Here is a 23,335-nt window from a genome sequence, read left to right on the forward strand (position 1 = left end):
TTGTCTCCTTTAAATTAAACCTGAACCTGACCGGCTAGCTGTTGTAAATGTAAGACCACAAATTCGGCTGGCTTCAGTGGCGCAAACCCGACATAAATATTCACAATGCCCAGGTTACGATCATTTTGAGTCGTAGTGGTTGCATCACATTGCACTGAATACGCTTCCTTAGGTGTCGCTCCCTGAAACGCCCCCTGGCGGAAAAGGTTGTGCATGAATGCACCGACATTAAGTCGAATTTGTGACCATAAAGGTTCGTCGTTCGGCTCAAAGACTGCCCATTTCAAACCTCGATATAAAGACTCCTCAATGTAGAGCGCAGTGCGAACGATGGGGATATATTTCCATTCCGATCCAAAACCATCATCGCCGTCCATGGTGCGAGCTCCCCAGCTGACAATTCCATTGGGAAAGAGTCGGATAGTATTCACCGCTTTTGGGTTGAGGACGCCATTTTGATCGTCTGAAAATTTATGTTCGACACCAAGTACACCACGTAAATCGGCTTCAACACCGGCAGGCGCTTTCCACACACCCCGAGCTCCATCAACGCGCGCCATTAAACCAGCAATGGCTCCACTTGCACCGACATAAACTTCTTTACTATTGTCGAGCACCTGAACTTTTGGATAAAAAACTGCAGACCGGTTTTTTACTAATCCGACACGCAATGAATTGACACCAATGGCAGCGCTTGTCGCTGCTTGCGGAGTGGTCCAGTCATCAGGTGGATCCATTAACAGAAATGCTCTTCGTTTTTGGCAAAACACAGACGCCGGGCCCCACAGTCGGCGAGTTTCCGCGTCAGAATTATCGTGATCTCTGGGTAAAATCAGCAAATTGAAAAGATCGATTTCGTTATCAATAATTCGATAGGCATTTTCATAATCGATAGCGAGAGGTTTTCCACCATCATTACCGGGTAAGCCGGGAGTTTGAAACTGTGCCAGACCAGAGTTACCAAGTGCGTAGTAGCGAGTGTTATCGATTGCATTTGCTGAAATATTTGGACCTGCCCCACCACCGCTTTCAGTGGTGACAACAACAATCTGATTATCGCCACCGGCAGTCGCTTTAATTGAAAGACGATTGCCCCACACTGCAGCTTCATATTGGAATCCTGGATCAGACAATGCGTGATCGTTAATCGCCGCAGCAAGTATCGCCAGCTTTTCCTGAACGCCACCACGACCATCATTTTGGTCCGTTGCGGTTGCATCCTGATACATTCGCGCACCGACAACACCACCACCTGTTGTATTGATATCGTGAGCGCCACCAGCGACAGAAATCGATGTTCCGTCAACAACAATGTGATCGAAATCTGATTGCAACATACTACCAAAAGCGACCAAATCATCCATGGAAGTGACGTAACCACTTGGCGCCGGACGACGCGGTGCATGTTGGCCAACTTCAACGCCGCCTTGCCCGGTTCCTAACATTAAAGAAACGGCTAAATCTTCAGTGGTCGCAGGCTCAATCGTCACATCACCATTGGCTGAACTAATTCTCAGAAAGCTGGTGAATTCATTGTCCTGTCCAACGGGCCCCGCCGGGCCAACAGGATCAGCAGGGTACGTATAAGGTCCGCCGCCAACGGCAGGGATTTCCACAGTAACACTCGCCCCCGTGCCGGATAGCACGTCATTGTTAATCACATCCTGAATTCGTTGTGCTAGATTTGCCACAGTATTGGCTGGCGTTGTTAGCGGTAACGGATGGGTTCCATCGGTGAAATCAAGGCTGCTTAAGTTCACTTCGCGGGCGGCAATCCCATCGACGCTGATCATAAAACGATTGGTCGAAACGCCAGCGCCCAGCGTTGCCATCCATTGGTTACGATAAATAGTATTAGTCCGCGCTGAGACGGCAAAACCTGATTGAGAATAACCATCTCCCAACACACCGGCAGTCAGGTCAGTGGCATCAACCAAGGCTGAATCTCGATTAATTACGTCGGGAGCGTAACGCGAGCTGTTGGAATCCATAGAAAGGTTAACGTGGGTTTCCAACAAGGTCTGCTGAAGCACACCAGAAGAATTTTGCTCCCAGCGAAAAAGCGTCACATTAAATGTCGTTTCGGGTAGCGCTGTATCGTAATCAACATGGGCGCGTATGCTATCACCGAATAATCCTTCGGATTTCGCGTCAAGTTGCAAAGTGTCAATATTGCCTTCATTTTGTAAGGCAACACTAGAGGCTCTGGCTGTTGTCATGTCGGCAATTCGCATCACATAACAGCGATTACCGCCATTACTAAAAAATAGTTTTACTGAACGAGCTAAATCACTATCCGCGAATGTCGACGAAAATGTTCGTTCGAAATCTTCAAAACTCAAACAGAGAATTGGTTTATTCAACTGGCCTTGTTTTGCGCGACCGAGAAACATGGCGATGGAAGTGCTGACACCAGCGATGGTGCGAACGCCACTGGGCACTTCCTTTATATAAACACCTGGATACGTTAAATTAGACATTGAAGTGAGGCTCCTTACGGTCCATGACTTTCATAAACTGTTGGTCAAGCTTTTGATGAATAATCACTCAGCTTTTTGAATTTATACGCATTGAAAATCAGCGCTTTGAAAACTAATGCTTGGAAAATTAGTATTTTGAAAACTAGTATTTTTGAAATCCTCTTGCTTAAATTCGAACTGCAGTTTCTGCTCAGTTGCATTACGCAAAAATCTATTCGTTTTTCGACACTCCCATCTCGATGGCTTGAATAAGCCCTTTGGGAGATAAATCGTCGAACTCAAACCGGTTAATTTCAACCTTCATCATTTCTCCGGTTCTTGCACTATCGGATAGATTAATAATGACAGAAGTAGGATGTCTGAATAAGAATTCGTCAATCACTTCACTTTGACTATCTTCCATTGACGTAATAAGTACATCGATCCCGGCAAGCTTTTGCTCAGCTTGCGATAGAAACTCAAAACTCGCTGACAACGTCATATTTTTCTGCGCATCAAGCGTATGACTCACGATTTCTGAGAGAAGATTAGGTAACCCGACGGTAGCCACGCAAACTAATTTCAAATAACCTTCCCACCAGTCATTTAGACTTATCAGCCTATATGAGCGGGTGGGAAAAATGAATGGATAGGGAGATCTAGAAAGGGGACTAGTTCTTTTTTAGATCTTTGGATCTAACTTTAGGATCTACTACAGCTTGAAATAAGTCGGAGAATAAATCGAAAATTTCCTGAAAGGGGATTTTGCGTGTCATTGGGAAATAGGCAGTTAAGTGCCATTGGCTGCCTGTCAGGCATTTGTATATTAGATATTGATTTTTCTCATTAGCGGACAGTCGGAATGTTTTGCTCACACCCTTGTTTTGCGGAGAGCAATTGGTTACGCAGTTTATTTCCAAGTGGCCAACTTGATTTGAGAGGAAAAATGACTGTATTGGTTAGTTATTTTGGTTTTTTGCTCCTCGTTTTGAACGTATATAGCAACGACATCGGAATGCTCAAATTTTAATGGAAATGAAGTCAATCTATTATTGTATTTCTCTTTATTCTTCAAAAAGGTGCTTTTATTCAAAGATATATAGTTTTGCCCAATTTGCTTTTTTGTTGGAACATAGCGCCATTCATTCTCACTTTTGAAACAATAGTTATCTTCTTCAAGGTAGCTATTGTATCCAGTTTCATGTTTGGTGAAACACTTTACTTGCATTATCGGTAAACGCAAATTCTTAGGTATTGCATCTTTACCATGTTTTTGTCGCGCTTTAAGTAATGCTGCTATACCAGTAGCTGCTTGTGAGTTTTTCTCTACATATAAAACGGGGCTTAGCCCTTTATTTCTTGCCCAATCTTTTGACAGCGCAACGGCAAAGCCACCATAGGTAATGTTACTGGATTTAAGTTCTGGTTCCGAATATTCGCTAAAGCATACCATCGGATGTGCAGCACTAGAGATAATTTGCTCTTTTTTACCAAAGTATTCTGTACAATACCCAAGTCTAAAGGAGCTTGAATGTAATATTGACTCAAGGGTAGTCAGATATTTTGTGAAATGTAAAAGCATAGTACCACCTTACTGCCGCTTAACACCTGTAGTTGACGTGCTTTAATTGTAGTGACGTAGGAGCAACTTTTACAACATCGAACAACCAACTCTTGTTAAGCAACTGAACCGCAACAATTTTTAAATTTCGATTGACTACCGCATGGACAGTTTGAGTTTCTTGTTGGTGCAAGCCGACCTGTTTCCTCATTGAATATGAGCTTTTGTTCTATGATCTCAGAAATTAAAAATGGTTTCCAAACTCTGCCTATCTCAGAATCTCTACTTATCCTCCCTGCATAAACGCCGAGAAAACGGGTGTTTACACCTGCCGCAATCGCATAATTCCCATTTAATCGCTGAAAGCTATCAGCTCTCATTACTACAGGCGAACCGGACATGCTGGCTCGTGTTGTTGCATCAATAAGGAATGCTGGCTTATCTTTTACAAAGTCTAAATCGTGATCAGAAGCAATGTGCCCAGTTTTCCATATAGGCCACTTCCCGCCTATTGATAAGCCAAGAGGATAACCTATTATCGATACAGGCATTGCAACTAGAGGAGCCATATCAGTATCTTTAAGTGAGAAATCAATCGGAAAAAAATCTATCTCGTCAGTTTCTATAATTGGTATGGCAATGACATCGATTAGATTAGATAGAGGATGTTCAATCCACAACGGAGTTCCATCTTCATCTAGTAGCTGGATTTCTTTCTCCAGCCACTGACCAAGTTCCCCTTTTTTGTGGAAAGACACAAGTAACTTATTTGGAATCGAACAGTGTTTTTTGTCCAAGCATTCTCGAGTGTCCGCATCCCTTCCAGCAACAACATGCCAGTTTGTAATGAGATAGTATTTTTCATCATATTTCAGCACAAATGCTGTTGCAGTAGAGATCTTTACGTCATTAAAGTACAACTCGATATACAAAGATGTGGCTGAAAGTGGGTCTACGTATTTCATCTTAGGCAATGACTAAACCCCTTTTTTGCTTAACAGTGATTCTACTCTGGAAAAACATAAAACTAATTTGTTAGAAACTTCGTTATACCAAATTATTTTTATATTTCGAAGGTTTACTTAATTTTCACCATTTTAACAGAACTGTTTTTTTGTTTTTACTCAATAAAGACAATTTATTCGACTGTACAACAACTAATGAACACTTTTATCCTTGGTTAGAGTTGAGAGTGTGATCCTCAACGTCTGTTTTTCGAATTTTTTGCGCCCATCAGGGTGAAGCTAACGATAGACAGTTAAGGGTCAAAAGAGCCCTCTAACTAAATTATATCAAAACAGCCCGAAGTGGGCATTGGGTCAAATAATTTTCGCATCCCACTCCCACACCTCTTATTTGATAAACCTGTGAATCGCTGCGTTAGCGTTATCCTGAAATATCTCACTGTTCAAATCTGAAAATATCGTTCCCTGATCTGCGATAGGACCAGTAAGCCCGGATTTGCTCGCATAAAAAACGCCACTTTTAAACGACTCATTTTGAACACCGTCTACGAACCGTTTGGCACCGACTTCTAACTTATGCACTTTCCCCAACAACAACATTACTCTCATCATGCCTTTCATAATGTACTGTTTAACAGGAGAAAGCGTGTTAAACCCTTCGGTTCCAGTAGTAGCGCCGGGGCTCATAGTGACAAATCTGATTTCTGGATACTGTCGAGCAATTGACGACATCCACAAAGCCGCCATGTATTTTATTGGCCCATAAGGTTTGGTCGCGTCTTTAGTATTACCAAAAAATATGCCATTACAAATAGAAGTAAATTCGTCTACTGAAGATGATTTCAGGTCTGGCCTTTTCATCCCCATTTCCTTAACACCTCTTGCCGCTTCAGAACCAGCATACAATGTTACTTTTGTTAACTTTTCAGCTTTCAATAACGCTTCAGTCAAAACCACATGACCTAACAGATTCACAGCAAAGATTTGGGTTACGCCGTCTTTAGTCTTTTCGTAGAATCTTTTTCCGCCGGTTCCTCCCGCGTTCATAATCAACCCTTCAATGGGTTCTTTCAATGACTCAACGGCAGCTCTGACAGAATTCAAATCAGCAACATCGATAAGAACAATTTCAAAAATAGATTTTCCTGTTGACCTTTCTAGCTCTAATTTAGCAGCCTTCGCTTTGTCAAGGTTTCTGCATCCAAGATAAATCTTTTCCATCCCCTTTTGTAGTGCTAATTGCCTTGCTGCCTCTTTACCCAATCCTGCATTTGCGCCTGTGATCAATATACTTTTCAACATGCCTTCACCTTTGCTTATTCAATATTTAAGTTAAATTCAAAAGTGCAGTGCTAAATCACTAGCTTAAAACATCGATTTCGGCTGCACTCGATTGTGATGAGGCAAATATAATTGAATTCAAAATCCAGTATTTGATATTTCTTGCTGTCTTACGAACAGTATGAACTTCACATGATTCAATTCAAGATTCTTACGCACTATAGATTTCAGGTATGAGGTTTTGAATAGTAGTGCTTATATCAAGATAACTGAGCGACAGAAAAATACCGCAAGAAATATCAAAAAACTCAATTGGCCTTTCGATAAGATGGAGTAACCAATCGACAAACAGACAAGAGTTTTAAAATGAGTCAATTTAATCTGGTTGAAAAAAGAATATTTCAAGTGTTAGTAGTAATCCTCGCCATCATTTGTTTTATACCCGGCGGAGGCGGCGCATTTGGTGGACTTAACGTGAGTTCATCCATGGCAGGCGGCGAGCTATTATTTACGTCCGAGAGTAACTTAAGAGGCTTTGTAGACAACCAATATCGATTTGGATTTGGCGTCTTTTTTACCCAGGGCCTGGTTTTATTATTTTTCTTAAGAAACATTCAACAACATGCCAACCTGTTTCGTTTTGCTGCACTTTCGCTATTTATCGGCGGATTTGCCAGAGCGACCAATATTATCGAATTTGGCATAGTGGATAGCGCCGTTGTTGCTCCCACGGTCATTGAACTTGGCGTAATTCCATTATTACTACTTTGGCACCAACGCCTCATTAAAAAGCTGAATCTGAGAGAATATTAATGGTTATCACTGGTAAGTTAAAAGAGAGCAAGAAATATCAAAAATGACTCGCTTGAATTATTTATATTACTTTCAGATCCGAAAGAACAGTCCGGCGTATCAGGCCTTTGAGCCAATAATCAATCACTATTTTTGGAGAACCCCATGACAATGCCCATTTTTTTACATATTGAAGCTACCCCAAACCCTAATCAACAAGATTCTTTGCAAGCTTATTTAAGCCAGGCGCCATCAATCCTCAAACAACATGGTGGTGTACCAATTGCAACTTACGATGTTGAAGCGGCGCTCGATGGTAAAGACGCTCCCGCAATTTTCATAGTGGTTTCTTTTCCAAACAGAGAGGCTATCTCCGCATTTTTTGACGATCCATCTTATCTCGCCATTATACCATTGCGGGATCGTGGTTTTAGCCATATCAGGTTTTATGTGACCAACGAGCGAATTAATTAACGGTTACTGAGCAAAATCCAGATGATAAGAGCGAGCAGCTTTATCTGTTGTCCACAATTACTTTAGCGACTGAAGTCACTTCTACAGTTCGCTAACTCGCGGATACCAAAAAGTCACAACATTCTATAACATCATTGCAACCAGAAAGTTAAAAGTTTTTGTAAACTCGTTACTAATATGGACCACTTTTAGTTTAACTTGGTTTACAATATATACCACTATGGAGGTCTTAAAATGCAGCGATTTTTTAAAAGTATTGATTTTATTGAGCAACATTTATATGACAAAATATCAGTGCATGAAATTGCTGCTGCTTCTCATTATTCTACTTACCATTTCAGCCGAATATTTAAAGCGTTAGTCGGCGATACTCCAAAAGAGTATTTACGGAAACGGCGATTAACTGTAGCAGCTAAAAGGCTGCTCAGCGAAAATATCGGTATTCTAGATTTGGCACTCGACTGCCAGTTCGATTCTCAGGAAGCTTTTACACGCGCATTTAAAACGTTGTTTAATATCACGCCAGCCCAGTACCGCAAACAAAACGATCCTTTTCGACTACTTTACAAAGATCAGTTCAGCCCGAATATGTTGCGTTTTTTACAAGACGAACTTTCTATGGAACCTGAAATTATTTCCAGACCGGCACTCAAGTTAGTTGGAATAGCAAAACAATACGACAACGCCAATCTCAGCCTACCGATGCTGTGGTCAGCGTTTAGACCTTACAAAGATAAAATAAAAAACCGGATTGGTGACGATTCATTCGGAATTTATGAATCTTATGAAGAAGAAGGCGATGAGGTTAAATTTAGTTATGTGTGCACCGCCTCAGTATCAAACTTTGATCATATTCCAGAAGGCATGACTGCGAGAGAACTGCCGCAACAAATGTACGCAAAATTTACCCATAGAGGCTCGATAACCAATCTTGAGCAAACGCTCAAGTACATTTGGGGAAGTTGGCTACCGAAATCTAATTATGACTATATTGAAAAACCTGACTTTGAACTCTATCCGTCAGGGTACAATGTAGCAGATCCAAAAAGTGAAATGTATTTGCACATACCGATTCAGGCAAAGTAGGATTACCAAATTATTATGGTGCTCAATTCAGTGCAAATCCACAAACACTGAATTAATCAGTTATGACGATGGAGACTCAAGCCAACCATCAAGCTCATCTAATATAGGCTGAACGTCGCCGATGTTTTCCGCGACCCAACCAGGATTATAATAAGTATCGAGGTAACGCTCTCCACTATCGCACATCAAGGTGACAATTGAGCCTTTTTGCCCATTACGCATCATTTCTTCGGCAACTTTCAATGCGCCCCAAAGATTAGTACCAGTTGACGCGCCAGCTTTGCGACCAATCAATTTTTCCAACCACAAAATAGTTGCAACACTAGCCGTGTCATTAATTTTCATCATTCGATTGATAACATCCGGTTGAAACGAAAGCTCCACTTTGGGCCGCCCAATTCCTTCAATACGGCTAGATTTATCAATTTTAATGTCTCGATCACCGCTCATGTAACTATCATAAAAAACTGAGTTTTCCGGATCAACTACAACCAGCTCAGTGTCATAACCTTTATATAAAATGTAACGACCTAGCGTTGCCGACGTGCCACCGGTTCCTGCGCTCATAACAATTTTGGTCGGCACGCAGTGAGGTTCGTATTCCATCTGTCTGAATATACTTTCAGCGATATTGTTATTACCACGCCAATCGGTTGCTCTTTCGGCATAGGTAAATTGATCCATAAAATAGCCGCCAATTGATTCAGCTAATCTCACCGATTCATCATGCATTTGCGTGGCGGAGTCAACGAAGTGGCACTGACCACCGTATAACTCAATTTGTTTGATTTTACTTTGTGCCGTTCGCTTAGGCATGACAGCGATGAAGGGTACACCTATCATTCTGGCAAAATAAGCTTCAGACACCGCAGTGCTACCCGATGATGCCTCAATAATGGTGGTTTCTTCACTAATTTTTCCGTTACATAGAGCATATAAAAATAGCGAGCGGGCTAATCGATGTTTTAGACTTCCTGTGGGATGAGTGCTTTCATCCTTGAGATAGATATTTACATCTTTTAATTTAGGCACGTTCAGTTTAAACAAGTGAGTGTCAGCTGATCGATGGGCATCAGCCTCAATTCGTTTAACCGATTGTCTAATCCAACTATTCATAATTTTCCCGCCTAACTATTTTTGTCTGTTTTTGTTTTATCAAATATCTGACTTGGTCTGAATTACCCGGGAAATGATACCGTATTTTTCAGCTTCACTACAGTCCATCCAAAAATCTCTTTCAATATCTTTTAAAACCTTGTCAATGGGATTTGAAGTTGCTTTTGCGATATGCTCAGCAATTCTTTTTTTCATTTTTAGCACTTGCTCGGTTTGAATCAAAATATCTTCAGTTGAACCTTGTGCTCCGCCGCTGGGTTGATGGATGAGAAATCGAGTGTTAGGTAGCGCGACTCTATCTTCTTTAGGTGCCGCTAAAAAGATGTGAGTTCCGGCACTGGCCACCCAACCACTGCCAATCATGGTTATTGGCGTCTCGATATATTGAATAATATCGTGAATGGAATCGCCCGACTCTACATGCCCGCCAGGCGATGAAATAATAATTTTAATCCGTTCATTTGACTCAGCTGCCAACGCGAGCAAAATCGAACAAGTACGTTGCGCAAGTTGATGATTAATTTCTCCATAAATCAAAACCGTTCTCGATTTTAGAGCAAGCTTTTCAGCGAGACCTAATCCGCCTTTCTCACTTTCTTTCGTTTCATCAAACATTTTACTTTCTCGTCTTAAAAATTAAATCAGATGTCAAAAAGTTGATACAAATAACACATAACACCAACCTGGAAATCAAGCCAAATTCAGTGTAGCTCAACAATTATATATCAATAAACGCTATCTCACCGAAACATTAACGCCGAACATCTCTTGCTGAAATTAATTTCAATGGTTATTCAATAACGGGATTGATTGGAGAACAATGAGATCAAGGCACAATTACCTTGATGAGTGGCACTTGACGAAACAGAACAACGACTAGGTAAGAGCTCAGATAAACTGCGACGGCAGTCAGTGGAATATAAAGTATTGCACTGCCCTGCACAGCATCAAGTGTAAATCCAAACATCCCTTTGTGAAAAGCATATAGAAACAACGCATGCACCAGGTAGATCCCAAAAGTACAATGGCTAAGTTGAATAGTCGCACGCTTAAACCAAGACAACTGCGAGCCACTTTGGCACTCAATTAAATAACGCAAAATAAGGTAACTTGAAACTGCCATAGTTGGAATCGCCGGACCCGCAGTATAGAAAAAGAAACTAAGTACGTCGGTTGTACTCAACCACCAGGTGCCAACTGCAGTAATAATGACACTGACAACGTAGAGCGGTAACATCCAGAAAAATAGTTTTTTGGTAATAGTTATTGTACCAAGCAGATAGCCGAGTAACAGGTAACCAATGTTTCCAGTAACCATTCCTAGCTCGATGGAAAGTAATACCTTCGCTTGCACGACAACTGGAAAAATAACGCTCGCAACACCCCAAGCAATTATAAAGTACCAAAGCAGTTGGCGTTCCGCATTTTGTACCAACACTCTCAATAAAGGAATGCAAAAATAAAGTCCGATTAGTGTGTATAGAAACCACAGATGATAGTAGGCAGGACCGAATAAAAACCGAAATAGTGAAACAGGAAAATTGGTAAGGAGATTTTCAGAAATCTCTATTGAAAGTGGCGAAATTGGTGACGGGTTATGCCGCTCAACCAGTACCAGCCAACTCGCATAAATGCCAGTCCAGGCAACTAGTGGGACTACCACCTTAATCAATCGTTTGCGGAAAAAAAGTGTTATGGTTTCTGACTTATTAAGCAATAAAAAACCTGTCAGCATAAACAACAAAGGAACACACATACGCGTAGCGGAATCAATAACGTTAGCAATCCACCAGTCAGTTGAGCCATAGGTAACGTCAAGTTGTAACACCTGAGCTGCAGAATGCAAAAGGACGACGCATATGACCGAAATCACTCTGATAAGATGAACCCAAAAAATATCACCGTTTTGCGCCATCGTAATCTCCAGTTAGAGTTTCTTCTATCAAATTGAATGCGCGTCATTAGAAAAATCTTGGCCCTCCATGCTTCTCAAATAGCAGTTAACAACAGAAAGGTCACTGAATAACAGAAAAAATAAGATCCCCAAAAACTTTTAAACAACTTTGAAAATAGTCCAAGTTTTCCGCTATGTCGATGATTTTTTTAGAGTATTTCCAACTGACAATCCCACCCATGGTCCGAGTCCTCTGGAAGCAGACTCCGAATTGGAGATTAATGTAGGCACCAACCAGAGTTTTTACGCCAACTTTTAATCAAGATATATCAAATGGACTATAATTATGAGATAGGTTTTGAATTTACGACAAAATTCAAGTAATTCCAGCAGTTGAATTGGCAGGTGAAAGTCGGGGATATGGGTAGTCACAGATGAGAATGTCAAGAATATCGTGTTTACTTGTCTCGATAACTTTCTGTCTGATAGCTCCTGCCATAAAACTTACCGCAGCTCCATTGACTCCCGCACCTCTACAAATTGACGACTTAAATCCAGTTTATCCAGCCGGTCACATCTACTATTACGAAGATCTTGAAAACAGGTTAACCGAAAAACAGATAGCACAACTTCCCTCTGAACAATGGACCAGAGTGAGTGAAGATCAAATCAATTTTGGTATGACACCTAATACTTTCTGGTATTACTTATCCGTTAAAAACATTACCAATGAAAAACAATCTCTTTACCTTCACATTGATTATGCATTACTTGATGAAATTGAACTCTTTGTGATCGAAAATAATTCCGTTTCGCCAGTTTTCCTAACGGGTGATCAACTCCCCTTTATGAGTCGCCCTGAAAAGTATACGACTTACCTTTTTCCAATGACGATTAAGTCAACCCAAAAGAAAAACATGTTAATTCGAGTTAACACGCAAGGCCCAATGAAGGTCCCTATTTCTATTTGGAGACAAAAAAGCTTTTTCGCGGAGCAATTACCCGATTTTATCTTATATGGAATATTTCTCGGGATCTTGCTGATTATGACTGGCTACCATCTTTTCTTATTTTTTTCTATTAGAGATCCCAGTTATCTGTATTACAGCTTATTTACTTTATCAATCGTCGGCTACTTTTCCTCACTTTATGGCGTCGCCTACCAATGGCTATGGCCTGAATCAGTTTACTGGCACAACAAATCAACCCTGTTTTTTAACGCAACCGGTGCACTAGCACTCAATATTTTTACCGTCCAGTTTTTTCAGCTCAAAAAGTTCCCCACTTTAAAAAAGTTAGTCACCGCATTAATTGCGAGTTCACTAATTATGCTTATCTTGACGTTTTCTGTCTCTTACTTAATAGCAGCGAAAATTCATGCTGCGGGTATTATCACAACGGCAGTCGGCACATTCTTAATTGGTTTAACCCTAGTCATTAATCGTGTGAAAGCGGCGAGGTTTTTCCTGTTATCCTGGTCTGCTTTTTTATTCGGAACGCTACTCAGTGCGCTCAGTACGCTAGGACTATTGGCCTCCTCGGCCTACACTGAGAACTCAGGAATAATCGGTGCTATTGTCGGTGTTTTGTTATTGTCTTTAGCGATGGCAGATAGAATTAAGGAAGAACAAAGCGAAAAAGAAAAAGCACAAAATAATGCCATTAATAATCTTGAAAGATACCACCAACTTTACGAAAACGCGTTAGAAGGAATATTTACCATCAATGGAAATGGTAAAATCATTAGCGCTAATCCAAAACTCGTTAATTCTCTAGGCTTTATAAACCTGGAATCTCTTAAAAACAAAATTGCGCATATCAATCAACTGACAACGAATCCATCTGATATGCGTAAGCTCATTAAACAGATATTTAGCCAGAAACAGGTAATCGACTACGAAATTCAGTTAATCAGCCAAGATTATCGGCCTTTTTGGGGCTCTGTCACCGCCAGAGTAGCCTTTGATGAACAGAGTAACAAAAGATATGTTGAAGGTTCCCTCATCGATATTAGTGCGAGAAAGATTTCTGAGGAGAGACTTAAATATCTCGCTCGACACGACCCACTCACGGAGTTGTTCAACCGCAGAGAGTTTGAACGACAACTAAAAGTGGCGATGGAAAAGATACGTCAGGAAAAAATAAAATATACCATGCTGTATCTTGACCTTGACCAATTTAAACTCGTTAACGATACCTGTGGCCACACTGCAGGCGATCACTTGTTAAAACTACTGACAGGACGACTTCTTAAAGTATTAGATGGAGAGCATTTACTTGCCCGCCTGGGCGGTGACGAGTTTGGTGTACTTCTGAAAGATTGTGGTGAGAAGGAAGCGATGAAAGTTGCTGAACAATTAAAGAGCGCGATTGAGAGCTTTCTATTTCGTTGGAAGGAACAAAACTTTACTTTGGGTGCCAGTATCGGCCTGGTTGAACTTAGCCCACTGCAAACATCGATTGAAAGAATTTTAAGTATGGCAGACACGGCCTGTTTTATGGCAAAAGACCAGGGAAGAAATCGAATTTGTGTATTTACAGAGTCAGATAAAGATATCCAGCTCAGGCAACATGAAATGCATTGGATCTCTACTTTGACCAAAGCCCTTAAGTCAGGTAGTTTTTTTCTGAGCTACCAAAAAATACACAATAACATCAGACCTAATGCACCTTTACATTATGAAATTTTGCTCAGGATGAAAGCACAAGATGGAAGAATTGTTAGCCCCGCCAGCTTTTTACCAGCGGCGGAAAGATATAATCTGGCTCCTAGTATTGATCGCTGGGTGATTATCACTTATTTTCAATGGTTATCTAGCCATCCTCAGCATATGCAAAAGTTAGAAGTCGCCAGTATTAATTTGAGCGTTTCCTCCATTGAAGAAAAATCATTTAAAGATTTTCTTATTCATGCATTCAATGAGTATGCGATTGCGCCTGATAAAATTTGTTTTGAAATTACTGAAAGTATGGCGATAACTCGCTTAGACAATACGATAAAATTTATTAAAACATTTAAGTCAATGGGATGTCATTTTGCACTTGACGATTTTGGAACAGGCTTTTCTTCGTATGCCTACCTAAAAGATTTGCCAGTAGACTACGTGAAGATCGATGGTTTTTTTGTCAGAAATATTGTGAATGACGCAGTTGACCTGGTGATGGTTAAATCTATCAATGAAGTTGCGCAAACAATTGGCATTAAAACCGTTGCTGAATATGTCGAATCTTATGAAGTTCAAAAATTATTGCAAGCAACAGGCATTGAATATTCTCAAGGCTATTACATTCATAAGCCAATGATTCTGGATGATCTTATCGAATCAACACAACGCTCTAATCAGTTTGGTCATACAAGTGGGATTATTTAATTTAACTTATCTCAACCATCATCATTACTCTTTAGCTTAAATTCTATTAGATTAATTCTAGCTTAACTTCTTACTCTTTTTCCTTTTCGACTATTGAATGCTTGCATAGACTTCCATTTCATTCCTTGGGAAGCATTCAGCTGTATGGCCCTTTTAAATCTGGCTTTAATGCCTTAACAAAGGAGACACGTATAGCATGTTAATAATATAACTTTGAAACCAAGTATCGCCTGACAAGATAATAAATCATTTAGTTTTCAATCGCGGCTTTCAAAACTTGACGACTGTTTATCGCTATTCTTATTATTAACCACGTCAGGCGACTACAAGACTTAATTTTTATTTAACAGGATTCGATTGGACAAAACGATAAAGGAACTAACAGAATGAAAAAGTTAATATTCGCAAGTCTCGCCATACTCTTCTTAATTAATATCAACATTAGCGATGCCGCTCGCCCTCACAACGACGAGTATTTTATGGTGTGCAAAAACTGCAGCCACACCCAGGCCAGAACCAAAGCTCGCAACAAAATGGAGGCCAATTACAACCAATGGTATGTGACTGGCCCTAAATTTTATGTGTTTACTGATACCAGTAGTAACTATGGTTATACCTTTGACGGAGTCAAAGAAGAAAACTTTGTCATTATGTCTCCAGGGACGCCCAGCAAAAAAGGCCGAGATTATCTGCGACAGATGCACGAATATCTGGTGGCTTATCGCAAGATGATATCTAACGCGCAAAAAGAAATGGACAACCATTTTTTAGCAGAGAAAGGCTACTCCGTTTCAAAAATATCTCCGCGCAGTATCAATGACGATGACGAATTGACCGGTGAATGTAGTAGTACATCTGGCGGCGGTGGCACGCCATTTACTTATTTTTCCGGGAATAACAGAATGGAAATCAACGGACAACTGAACGTAGCTTTGTCAAACTGGTCACCGGGAGTCAGCTACGCCTTTAATTCAATTTCTGTCACCATTGGTAAAACGCCCAACGTTCAAATTGGACTTGCGTTAAGTAACGAAAGCCGAGCACTTGAAATGTACTATTCTAATGGAGGCCGTTTACGTTTTGACGTCATTAAAGACGGAGGAGCTTGGACAACTCGACTAGCATTGGATGGAAGTATGATCGGAAATGGGATGAGCAGAAGAGATGATTACCCTAGCGGCTACGGACCAAGTTTAAGTCAGTTTGTCGGTCGCGACTCGAAAGGGAATTATTATATAAAAGATATGAGCAATGTAACTTTCGAAAACAACTGCATGGAGCAGGATTTTAAAGCGATGGTTCAAGCCTTAGGTGCTAAAATTGTCAATGATCCCAGTAGCGAAGGTAACCACGATGACCCATTCGGCCCCGTTTGTGACACAGCCACCCAAACGAGCACTACCTACTATTGGCGCGAATGGGTTCAGACCAGCAGTTTTCGCAATGGCGTTATCACAATCGGCGGCTATTGGGATACTCGTTCGGTAACCATAACACCTGGCTCATCACACCCTTGCAGACCGTAAATACAAAGTATTTATCAAGCACTCTGGTTAATAGGAGTGTTTGATATCGAAATTAAAACTCAAAAGCCTGTGATTTTTGATGCTCTCATTAGGTCAACACAATATTCAAGTCAGCTTACCTTTTAAATCGAGACGACTTAACCAGAACTCAAACATTTAAGCATCCCTTAACTTTTCAACTAATTTCACTGCCAACTCGCTCACCAAACCTCGCATTTGCCTAACCGCGTGAGGATACCCATCATTTTGCAATACTTTCTCTATGTAAAATGCCTGACTTTGTGAAGACGAAACATTATCAAATCCTGTTAACCAGTATTTTCCAGAGATAATTACTTTAGAGCGATCATCGGGGTAAAAATGATCGATTTGCAATGTGATAGATTTACGACCATCAAATGCTTGCTCTCGTTCAACAAAATGGTAAAGATGCTTATCAGTTGTACCTTGTTCAACAGAGTGAGCTGATTTTTTCATTTCAAACACTAATGCTTTAGTGATTGCAGGTTGTAAATTTTCTGCCCATAAATGATAACGAGCGTAGTGCAACCGATGTTCGCCCATTTGAATAACGAGGTTGGGCTGCATTAAATATTCTGGTAGTCTAATTTTAATTAATACCGCTTCACTAGATTGACTTTGAGCAATATTCTCTGTAAGTGAGCCGCCCGTAACATGATTATTCAACAGGTAATAATGCGTGTCTTTTTTCGGTGCAGAACTACAGGCGCTAAGCATCAAAACTAAACACAAACTTAAAATATTATAATTATTCATTGATTACTTCCTGTTTAGTTTGAAGGTTCCGGTGTTTCTGATTGGCTTTTCTTAGGTTCAATCGTTTCATCTTGCTCACTACTGAAAATTAAACTATTCGGTTTGTTTTTCAACTGTTGCAACACTGGTTTCAATTCGTGCATGGTTGCTTGTAGCACTCTTAATGAACGAGTCAGTTCTTCGTAGCCTGCTGAGTCAGCGGAAAAGTCCTTTGTCGTTAAAGTTATTTGCTCTAACGCTTGCTGGATTTGTTTTGGGATATCTTGTTGGTTAGTATTTTCCAATAATTGAGTTAGTCCCTTACTTGCATTTTTAAATTCTTTCACTGTTGACGTTAATTCAGCAATCAATTGATTGGCATTTCCTGAAAGCTCATCTAAGGGTAACTTACTCAAGTTATCAACTAACACCGAAGCACTTTTGGCAATTTGCGAAAACTCATCCTCTACCGTTGGAATAATCGGGAAGTCCATAAACCTCTCAATTTCATCAATCGGACTATCATCGTAATGTTGAAGATCAACATAAAGACTGCCAGTTAATAAATTTCCAGTTTTCAAACTGGCTTTTAACCCATTTTTTATCCAGTATTGTGTTTGTGCAACCATGCCGCGCAAACCGTCATCAGTGTCAGGAAGTCCAACCCGCCCTGGTTGCATACTAATCAGTACAGGAATTTTAATATCTTCCTGTAACAACACAGTATGATCAGCCTCATGAATATTAGTCGCTGCAACGCGGCCAATATTGACACCTCGATATTCAACCGGAGCACCGACATTTAGCCCTCTGATTGAATCGCTCACCAACACCACATATTCAACAGAACGTCTGAAACGCTGTAAATTTGCTTCTTCATAACTGCCATAAATGGTGAAGAAATCTCGCTCAGTGATCGACTTTCCATGAGGCATTCCTTCCGGCACGCCAAAGGTCACACCGTTAGTTAGCAGCGTCTCGACATTTCCAGTTTGCAAAGTAATACCGTCAGCCTTGAGATCAATGCGTACCCCACTCACATTCCAGAAACGCGTGTTTTCGGTCACAAGTTCATGATAAGGCGCGCGAATAAATGCATTGTAATAAACAATGCGCTCTTCAAAATTAAAATAAACATCTTCAAACCTGCCAACGGTTAACCCTTTATAGATAATAGGGTCGCCGACTTCAAAAGCAAACTCATCATCACTGTCTAAAGTGATATGAATGCCGGGTGTTCCGATTGGCGTTACCGGCGGACTTTCCAAACCGACAAATTCAGTGCGCGATTCATCTGAAGTTCCCGGTGATAATTCAATATAAGCGCCCGATAAAATAGTATTCAGTCCAGATATTCCTGCCGCTCCAATACGAGGTTTAGCGACCCAGAAACTGGTATCTTCTTTGAGCAACTCTTCAGTATTTTTGTCCAGCCTGGCAGTAACTTCAATACCTTTAAAATCATCAGTCAGCTTAAGATCAATCACTTCACCGATAGTAATATCACGGAGTTTAACTTTGGTTGAGTTTATTTCTAAACCTTCCGCGGTTTCAAAGGTGATCATAATAGCCGGCCCCTGATTACTCCAGGTGTAATACACCATCCAAACGCCGATTAATAAAGCCGCAATTGGAATAAACCAGATTTTTGAAACGTGTTTTACTGGTTTAATTTCGGCTTGTGGTATTTCTTCTTCGTCCAACATATTTTTCTCAAAGCTTTTTGTTTTCTTGGGCTAAATTGAATCCCGAACTATTTTACAGTTTAGACTTATCACTCGTTGAGCAATGATTATTCACTATTTACTCAATAAGTCGATTAACATTAATTAGCTTTATTCTCGATTAAGTGGGTCCCAGATTAATCGAGAGTCAAATGTAATCGCGGCAATCATGGTAACAACCACCATGCCGCCAAAGGCGATAACCGCCGCTCCTGGATAAATACTCATCACATTTCCCATTTGAATTAACGCCACCAGAATTGCCACCACAAAAACATCAACCATAGACCATCGACCGATAAATTCGGTCATTCGATAAAGCTGATGGCTTTTTTCATGAGAGCGAATTTTCGATGTCGCCACACCAATACACAACCAGAACAGCGCAATAATTTTACCAATGGGAACTAATACGCTGGCAACAAAAATAACGATAGCAATAGGATAAGAACCGCTTTGCCACAACGAAATAACGCCTCCCAAAATCGTATTAGCTGTTTTTTGTCCAAGTACGTTCGTGTACATGATAGGTAATACATTAGCAGGAATGTACAATACAACGCTAGTAATCAACAAAGCAATTGTATTTTGTAAACTATGTTTAATTCTTGAATGTAACTTTGCGCCACAGGACTGACAACGAGAATGAATAAATTTGTTCAAAGTGAGGCAAACATGACAACCTTGCATATTTTTAAATGACGCCGAAATATCATGCTTCGCATCACTCATTGGTTTGCTCACCGTTATTTCTGTTTTCATTCATTGCTTTTCTCTCACCGTCTCTAACCCATTGCCAAACCTGAAGCCTGTCAAGAAAAGTGACAGTCAGGGCCAAGCTTACTATAAATAAAGTATAGAAAATAAATGACGGTCCTAGCGCGACTTTTGCCAGAGACGCAATTTTTATGAAGCTGACTAAAATACCCACCAAAAATATTTCCGCCATATTCCAGGGTAATAGAGCAAAAATAAACTTTAAAATTGGCTGTGTGTACGGCAAAGGCACCCTACTTTTCAACGAAATAAAAATATAGATAACCCCCAATAAAAATACGCCAGGAATTAATACGGTGGTTAAAAAAATTAAAACGGCGACGCTGCTATAATCAGCAGACACGACACTTTGAATACTTTCGAGCAGAGTTAACACTCGCTCAGTACCCTTTGCACTAAATGATAAAAATGGGAACGGCAGTGAAAATATCAAAAAAATTAACGAAGTTAACGAGAATGCCAGTATTTTGCGTTTAGTATCGCGAAAGTTTCGCGTTAATACGTAACCACATCTGGGACAAGATGCTTTATGTCCAACTGACAATGGCGGTAACGAAACCAACAAATCACACTCGTGACAAGCAATTATTTGCTGTGCTCCGGGGTGCTTCCCCGAATGATGTGACAGGCTTTCATCTACCGCCATTTGGAAATGTTTCCCTATTAATTTCTATGCTAACGCTTGCACTTTAAAATTCAACACAAGGTTTTATTAATTCAGGGAAGTAGACTAACGTCCCCTACATTATGAGAATACGAAATAATTCAATCGATTACAAACTCAATAGTACAACCATTCCTTAGCAAACCAGATAGCTCAGTCGCAAGCAGACTATCAATTAGAGGCGCCTACACACGGCCGATCATTACCATCTAGTTCCTTTTTCATCACGCCTTATGTCCCTAGCTCCTCTTCGGTAACAGTAGCGATTTATGGCTCTATACCCACTGGTATGTCGCGCTGACCTAGTAGCCCATAATCATCGACGGAAAAATTTGAGGCGATGGCTGGGCGGATTAGTTGCGTATTGTCACCTACAGTCAAGGAGTCGCCAACGGTCTGACTTGCCTGATTTCGCCCTATGCTACATCTAACTTTGCGATTTGTCATTTACCAAATAAAAAAATCTGTTATCGTCACTTCGCCGAAACAAAAAAAGACAGACATAAACAGGCAACCATTCGCTAAAAAACGAATGCTTAAATAACTCAATGGCGAACGATTACTTATCCTGAAAATTACAAACTAAAAAACAAATTAAAACGATAAATGAAAAACAATCAGGATCAATGATGAAAAAATTTATACAATTAATCTTCAGAAATGGCCTTCCCTGGCTATTTTTTTTCGCAAGCTTTCAGAACTTTGTTCAGGCAAAAGACGGAGACAAAATCCTCATACCGGCTCAACAAAATCTCCAATGGCTAACCAATACCGGAAACTCAAAAGGCGCCCATGATCAACTCGTCAACTTTCCCACAGATGATAAAAGTTATCGTAGTATCATAATGCACCTCAACCTGGGATGTGCAGACAATGGCTGTAACGATTGGGACTATTTCGCCAGAATAGAAGCGTGGATTCCCAAAGTAGAAAGCCCGCTGAATTTCGAAGACTACGAGATTTATGAACTTGGCAGAATAATAACGCCGTACGCAGGTTATATGAGCCGAGGATTGAAAGGGTTTGATAATAACTGGCAGGCAAACTATCAATTTGATGTGACTGATTTCACTCCAATTCTCAAGGGCGATGTCAAAATCAGGGCTTTTTATGGTGGCTGGAAAGACCCTGCACGTAATACCGGATTTAAAGTTTCCGTCAATTTCGAATTGACCGAAGGAACACCGCCCAGAGATGTCACCTCACTCAATCATGTTTATTTTGGGCGTGATGGAAGATGGCGATATAAAGATTCAAACACCATGGAATCCCTTTACCTCACACCAAAAACCCTTGACCTGAGTAACGCCGACAGCGCCGAATTTTTGCTTAATATTACCGGCCATGGGCACGCTTTGGGCGCAGAGGGGCGACTTTGTGGAGAGTTTTGTTCCCGTGAATATTATCTAAATGTTGACCAACAAATTGTGGCACAAAATGAAATTCCATTAAAAGATTGCGGTCTAACACCTGTCTATCCTCAAGCTGGAACCTGGATTTTAAGTCGGGCAAACTGGTGCCCGGGAGAAGCGGTTTATCCTGAGCGTATGAAGGTTCCTCTGCCTAGCAAAAAGCAGTCTGTTTTAATCGACCTCGATATGGAGGATTTTACCTGGCGTCCCGGCCCTTTTGGCAAACAGCCGCCTTACTACAACATTAGCGCAGTTGTTGTTGGTTATGGCGCCCCCAACTTCGATAACGACGCTACCCTGTTAGCGATAAAAAGTCCGAACAAACTTGCCCAGTATCGAGATAATATCAGCTGTGGCGGCGCAGTCATTGAAATTCGCAATTCGGGTTCTCAACCACTGACTCATTTGGCGATTGAGTATGGTGTAATTGGTGGACGCTCGGTCAAATATCAATGGCAAGGCCATGTAGATTCCCAGCAAGTTAGTGAGATTACTTTGCCGGAATTTAACTGGGGCACCTGGGAAGGAGAAAACCGTTTTTTCGTTAACATCACTTTACCTAATGGGCAGGTAGACGAATGGGAAAAAGACAACCGGCTAACGAGCCAATTTGATAAACCGATCCGTATTAATGAAAAAAGTTATTTTACTATCACAACCAATAAAGTTGCGTCAGAAAATAGCTATGAAATTCGAAGCGCCAGTGGTGAAAAAATTATCGGCAACAATCAACTTGATAATCAGACTCTTTACGAAGAACCTTTGGACAACTTGGCCGCAGGCTGTTACACGGCAACCATTAACGATAAAACCAACTTCGGTAATGGAAATGCAATCTGGGTTGGCAATGGTTTGTCCTGGCCATTTACCGACGCTAGAACAGGCAGAGGAACTGCCAGTTTATCTTATCAAGATGAGAATCAACACTTAGTTATTCAAAAAGCGATACAAGCTGACTTTGGCACTCAAATTAACATTCCTTTTACTAAAGGTTTCACCTTAGGTCACTGTAATGAAACCACTTGGCGGTCAGATAAAACTTATGCCAATGCGGGAGAATTAGTTTCTTTCAAAGGTAAAGTTTATCGGTCTCGACGATGGACTCATGGTTTCTCACCTGACCAAAGCGGTCCCTGGGATCCCTGGGAGAATTTAGGCGACTGTACTGCTGATCCGCGTCCAATTGATATAACTCCACCTTATTGTGGTTATCCAGCCTGGCAAAAAAATAAAGTCTATGCTGCGGTTGATACCCATGTAGAATTTTCAGGAAAGGTGTATCGTTCTCGTTATTGGTCACAGGGCTTTTCGCCTGACGAAAGCGGCCCCTGGGATCCGTGGGCTTTTGTCAGAAAATGTGAGTAACGAAATTATCCAATCGCTTTATTGAAAAAGCGTAAATAAAAAAATGCGCCTGTCCGCTGGCGCATTTTTCAAGTCATAACTCCATTGATGATACAGTTATTCCTTTAGGGCA

18 protein-coding genes are annotated in these 23,335 nt (G+C 40.8%); 6 read left to right on the plus strand and 12 right to left on the minus strand.

What is annotated here, in order from left to right:
* Nucleotides 1-14 precede the first annotated feature (14 nt).
* The 5 genes from FLL46_RS27380 to FLL46_RS10345 form a co-directional block, all read right to left on the minus strand.
* Nucleotides 15-2,480 (minus strand): phage tail sheath family protein, encoded by a 2,466-nt coding sequence (locus FLL46_RS27380; RefSeq protein WP_142893435.1) that lies wholly within the window; start codon nucleotides 2,478-2,480, stop codon nucleotides 15-17.
* 211 nt (nucleotides 2,481-2,691) lie between these two features.
* A complete protein-coding gene (locus tag FLL46_RS10330) occupies nucleotides 2,692-3,045 on the minus strand; it encodes a hypothetical protein (RefSeq protein ID WP_142893436.1) in 354 nt (117 codons plus the stop codon).
* 324 nt (nucleotides 3,046-3,369) lie between these two features.
* Entirely contained in the window at nucleotides 3,370-4,041 is a 672-nt protein-coding gene (locus FLL46_RS10335; protein ID WP_142893437.1) for an abortive infection system antitoxin AbiGi family protein, read from the minus strand.
* 95 nt (nucleotides 4,042-4,136) lie between these two features.
* A complete protein-coding gene (locus FLL46_RS10340; protein WP_246119302.1) occupies nucleotides 4,137-4,985 on the minus strand; it encodes a trypsin-like peptidase domain-containing protein in 849 nt (282 codons plus the stop codon).
* Between the two features lie 387 nt (nucleotides 4,986-5,372).
* Nucleotides 5,373-6,287, minus strand: a complete 915-nt coding sequence (locus tag FLL46_RS10345; protein ID WP_142893439.1) for an SDR family NAD(P)-dependent oxidoreductase — start codon at nucleotides 6,285-6,287, stop codon at nucleotides 5,373-5,375.
* Between the two features lie 345 nt (nucleotides 6,288-6,632).
* Between FLL46_RS10345 and FLL46_RS10350 the strand changes: the two genes are divergently transcribed.
* The 3 genes from FLL46_RS10350 to FLL46_RS10360 all read left to right on the plus strand — a co-directional run bounded on the left by FLL46_RS10350 (nucleotide 6,633) and on the right by FLL46_RS10360 (nucleotide 8,618).
* A complete protein-coding gene (locus tag FLL46_RS10350) occupies nucleotides 6,633-7,079 on the plus strand; it encodes a DUF4345 domain-containing protein (protein ID WP_142893440.1) in 447 nt (148 codons plus the stop codon).
* Nucleotides 7,080-7,223: 144 nt separating this feature from the next.
* Complete coding sequence (locus FLL46_RS10355) at nucleotides 7,224-7,532, plus strand: DUF1330 domain-containing protein (protein ID WP_142893441.1); 309 nt, start codon at nucleotides 7,224-7,226, stop codon at nucleotides 7,530-7,532.
* Between the two features lie 234 nt (nucleotides 7,533-7,766).
* Nucleotides 7,767-8,618 (plus strand): AraC family transcriptional regulator, encoded by an 852-nt coding sequence (locus FLL46_RS10360; RefSeq protein ID WP_142893442.1) that lies wholly within the window; start codon nucleotides 7,767-7,769, stop codon nucleotides 8,616-8,618.
* Between the two features lie 60 nt (nucleotides 8,619-8,678).
* Here FLL46_RS10360 and FLL46_RS10365 read toward each other — a convergent pair whose 3' ends face one another.
* The 3 genes from FLL46_RS10365 to FLL46_RS10375 form a co-directional block, all read right to left on the minus strand.
* The gene (locus tag FLL46_RS10365) at nucleotides 8,679-9,734 is read right to left on the minus strand and encodes a PLP-dependent cysteine synthase family protein (protein ID WP_142893443.1); all 1,056 of its coding nucleotides are present in this window, start codon (nucleotides 9,732-9,734) and stop codon (nucleotides 8,679-8,681) included.
* Nucleotides 9,735-9,773: 39 nt separating this feature from the next.
* Nucleotides 9,774-10,349 carry an ATP-dependent Clp protease proteolytic subunit gene (locus FLL46_RS10370; protein WP_142893444.1) on the minus strand — a complete coding sequence of 192 codons (576 nt, stop codon included), beginning with the start codon at nucleotides 10,347-10,349 and terminating at the stop codon, nucleotides 9,774-9,776.
* 211 nt (nucleotides 10,350-10,560) lie between these two features.
* A complete protein-coding gene (locus tag FLL46_RS10375; RefSeq protein WP_142893445.1) occupies nucleotides 10,561-11,649 on the minus strand; it encodes an acyltransferase in 1,089 nt (362 codons plus the stop codon).
* A gap of 497 nt (nucleotides 11,650-12,146) precedes the next feature.
* Here FLL46_RS10375 and FLL46_RS10380 point away from each other — a divergent pair, with 497 nt between their 5' ends.
* Both FLL46_RS10380 and FLL46_RS10385 read left to right on the plus strand, forming a co-directional pair.
* Nucleotides 12,147-14,999 (plus strand): EAL domain-containing protein, encoded by a 2,853-nt coding sequence (locus FLL46_RS10380; protein ID WP_168204124.1) that lies wholly within the window; start codon nucleotides 12,147-12,149, stop codon nucleotides 14,997-14,999.
* 386 nt (nucleotides 15,000-15,385) lie between these two features.
* Complete coding sequence (locus tag FLL46_RS10385) at nucleotides 15,386-16,525, plus strand: hypothetical protein (protein ID WP_142893447.1); 1,140 nt, start codon at nucleotides 15,386-15,388, stop codon at nucleotides 16,523-16,525.
* A 156-nt stretch (nucleotides 16,526-16,681) separates the two neighbouring features.
* Here FLL46_RS10385 and FLL46_RS10390 read toward each other — a convergent pair whose 3' ends face one another.
* From FLL46_RS10390 to FLL46_RS10405, 4 genes are all read right to left on the minus strand, one after another.
* Entirely contained in the window at nucleotides 16,682-17,302 is a 621-nt protein-coding gene (locus FLL46_RS10390) for a PqiC family protein (RefSeq protein WP_142893448.1), read from the minus strand.
* A 14-nt stretch (nucleotides 17,303-17,316) separates the two neighbouring features.
* Nucleotides 17,317-18,987 carry an intermembrane transport protein PqiB gene (gene pqiB, locus FLL46_RS10395; RefSeq protein ID WP_142893449.1) on the minus strand — a complete coding sequence of 557 codons (1,671 nt, stop codon included), beginning with the start codon at nucleotides 18,985-18,987 and terminating at the stop codon, nucleotides 17,317-17,319.
* A 129-nt stretch (nucleotides 18,988-19,116) separates the two neighbouring features.
* The gene (locus tag FLL46_RS10400) at nucleotides 19,117-19,767 is read right to left on the minus strand and encodes a paraquat-inducible protein A (RefSeq protein ID WP_142893450.1); all 651 of its coding nucleotides are present in this window, start codon (nucleotides 19,765-19,767) and stop codon (nucleotides 19,117-19,119) included.
* Nucleotides 19,730-20,428: a paraquat-inducible protein A gene (locus FLL46_RS10405; RefSeq protein ID WP_142893451.1), complete on the minus strand. Its 699-nt coding sequence runs from the start codon at nucleotides 20,426-20,428 to the stop codon at nucleotides 19,730-19,732. Before FLL46_RS10405 ends, FLL46_RS10400 begins: the two co-directional genes overlap by 38 nt.
* Nucleotides 20,429-21,075: 647 nt before the next feature.
* On the opposite strand from FLL46_RS10405, the gene FLL46_RS10410 reads away from it, so the two are divergent.
* Nucleotides 21,076-23,223 carry a peptide-N-glycosidase F-related protein gene (locus tag FLL46_RS10410; RefSeq protein ID WP_168204125.1) on the plus strand — a complete coding sequence of 716 codons (2,148 nt, stop codon included), beginning with the start codon at nucleotides 21,076-21,078 and terminating at the stop codon, nucleotides 23,221-23,223.
* The last annotated feature ends 112 nt before the right edge of the window (nucleotides 23,224-23,335 follow it).

This window comes from Aliikangiella coralliicola, from assembly GCF_007004725.1.
In the GTDB taxonomy this organism is placed as follows: Bacteria; Pseudomonadota; Gammaproteobacteria; order Enterobacterales; family Kangiellaceae; genus Aliikangiella; species Aliikangiella coralliicola.

Excerpts from the sequence above, each read along its gene's own strand:
- FLL46_RS27380 (WP_142893435.1), bottom strand. The coding sequence starts at position 2,480 with ATGTCTAATTTAACGTATCCAGGTGTTTATATAAAGGAAGTGCCCAGT.
- FLL46_RS10335 (WP_142893437.1), bottom strand. The coding sequence starts at position 4,041 with ATGCTTTTACATTTCACAAAATATCTGACTACCCTTGAGTCAATATTA.
- FLL46_RS10340 (WP_246119302.1), bottom strand. The coding sequence starts at position 4,985 with ATGAAATACGTAGACCCACTTTCAGCCACATCTTTGTATATCGAGTTG.
- FLL46_RS10345 (WP_142893439.1), bottom strand. The coding sequence starts at position 6,287 with ATGTTGAAAAGTATATTGATCACAGGCGCAAATGCAGGATTGGGTAAA.
- FLL46_RS10350 (WP_142893440.1), top strand. The coding sequence starts at position 6,633 with ATGAGTCAATTTAATCTGGTTGAAAAAAGAATATTTCAAGTGTTAGTA.
- FLL46_RS10355 (WP_142893441.1), top strand. The coding sequence starts at position 7,224 with ATGACAATGCCCATTTTTTTACATATTGAAGCTACCCCAAACCCTAAT.
- FLL46_RS10360 (WP_142893442.1), top strand. The coding sequence starts at position 7,767 with ATGCAGCGATTTTTTAAAAGTATTGATTTTATTGAGCAACATTTATAT.
- FLL46_RS10365 (WP_142893443.1), bottom strand. The coding sequence starts at position 9,734 with ATGAATAGTTGGATTAGACAATCGGTTAAACGAATTGAGGCTGATGCC.
- FLL46_RS10370 (WP_142893444.1), bottom strand. The coding sequence starts at position 10,349 with ATGTTTGATGAAACGAAAGAAAGTGAGAAAGGCGGATTAGGTCTCGCT.
- FLL46_RS10375 (WP_142893445.1), bottom strand. The coding sequence starts at position 11,649 with ATGGCGCAAAACGGTGATATTTTTTGGGTTCATCTTATCAGAGTGATT.
- FLL46_RS10385 (WP_142893447.1), top strand. The coding sequence starts at position 15,386 with ATGAAAAAGTTAATATTCGCAAGTCTCGCCATACTCTTCTTAATTAAT.
- FLL46_RS10390 (WP_142893448.1), bottom strand. The coding sequence starts at position 17,302 with ATGAATAATTATAATATTTTAAGTTTGTGTTTAGTTTTGATGCTTAGC.
- pqiB (WP_142893449.1), bottom strand. The coding sequence starts at position 18,987 with ATGTTGGACGAAGAAGAAATACCACAAGCCGAAATTAAACCAGTAAAA.
- FLL46_RS10400 (WP_142893450.1), bottom strand. The coding sequence starts at position 19,767 with ATGAAAACAGAAATAACGGTGAGCAAACCAATGAGTGATGCGAAGCAT.
- FLL46_RS10405 (WP_142893451.1), bottom strand. The coding sequence starts at position 20,428 with ATGGCGGTAGATGAAAGCCTGTCACATCATTCGGGGAAGCACCCCGGA.
- FLL46_RS10410 (WP_168204125.1), top strand. The coding sequence starts at position 21,076 with ATGAAAAAATTTATACAATTAATCTTCAGAAATGGCCTTCCCTGGCTA.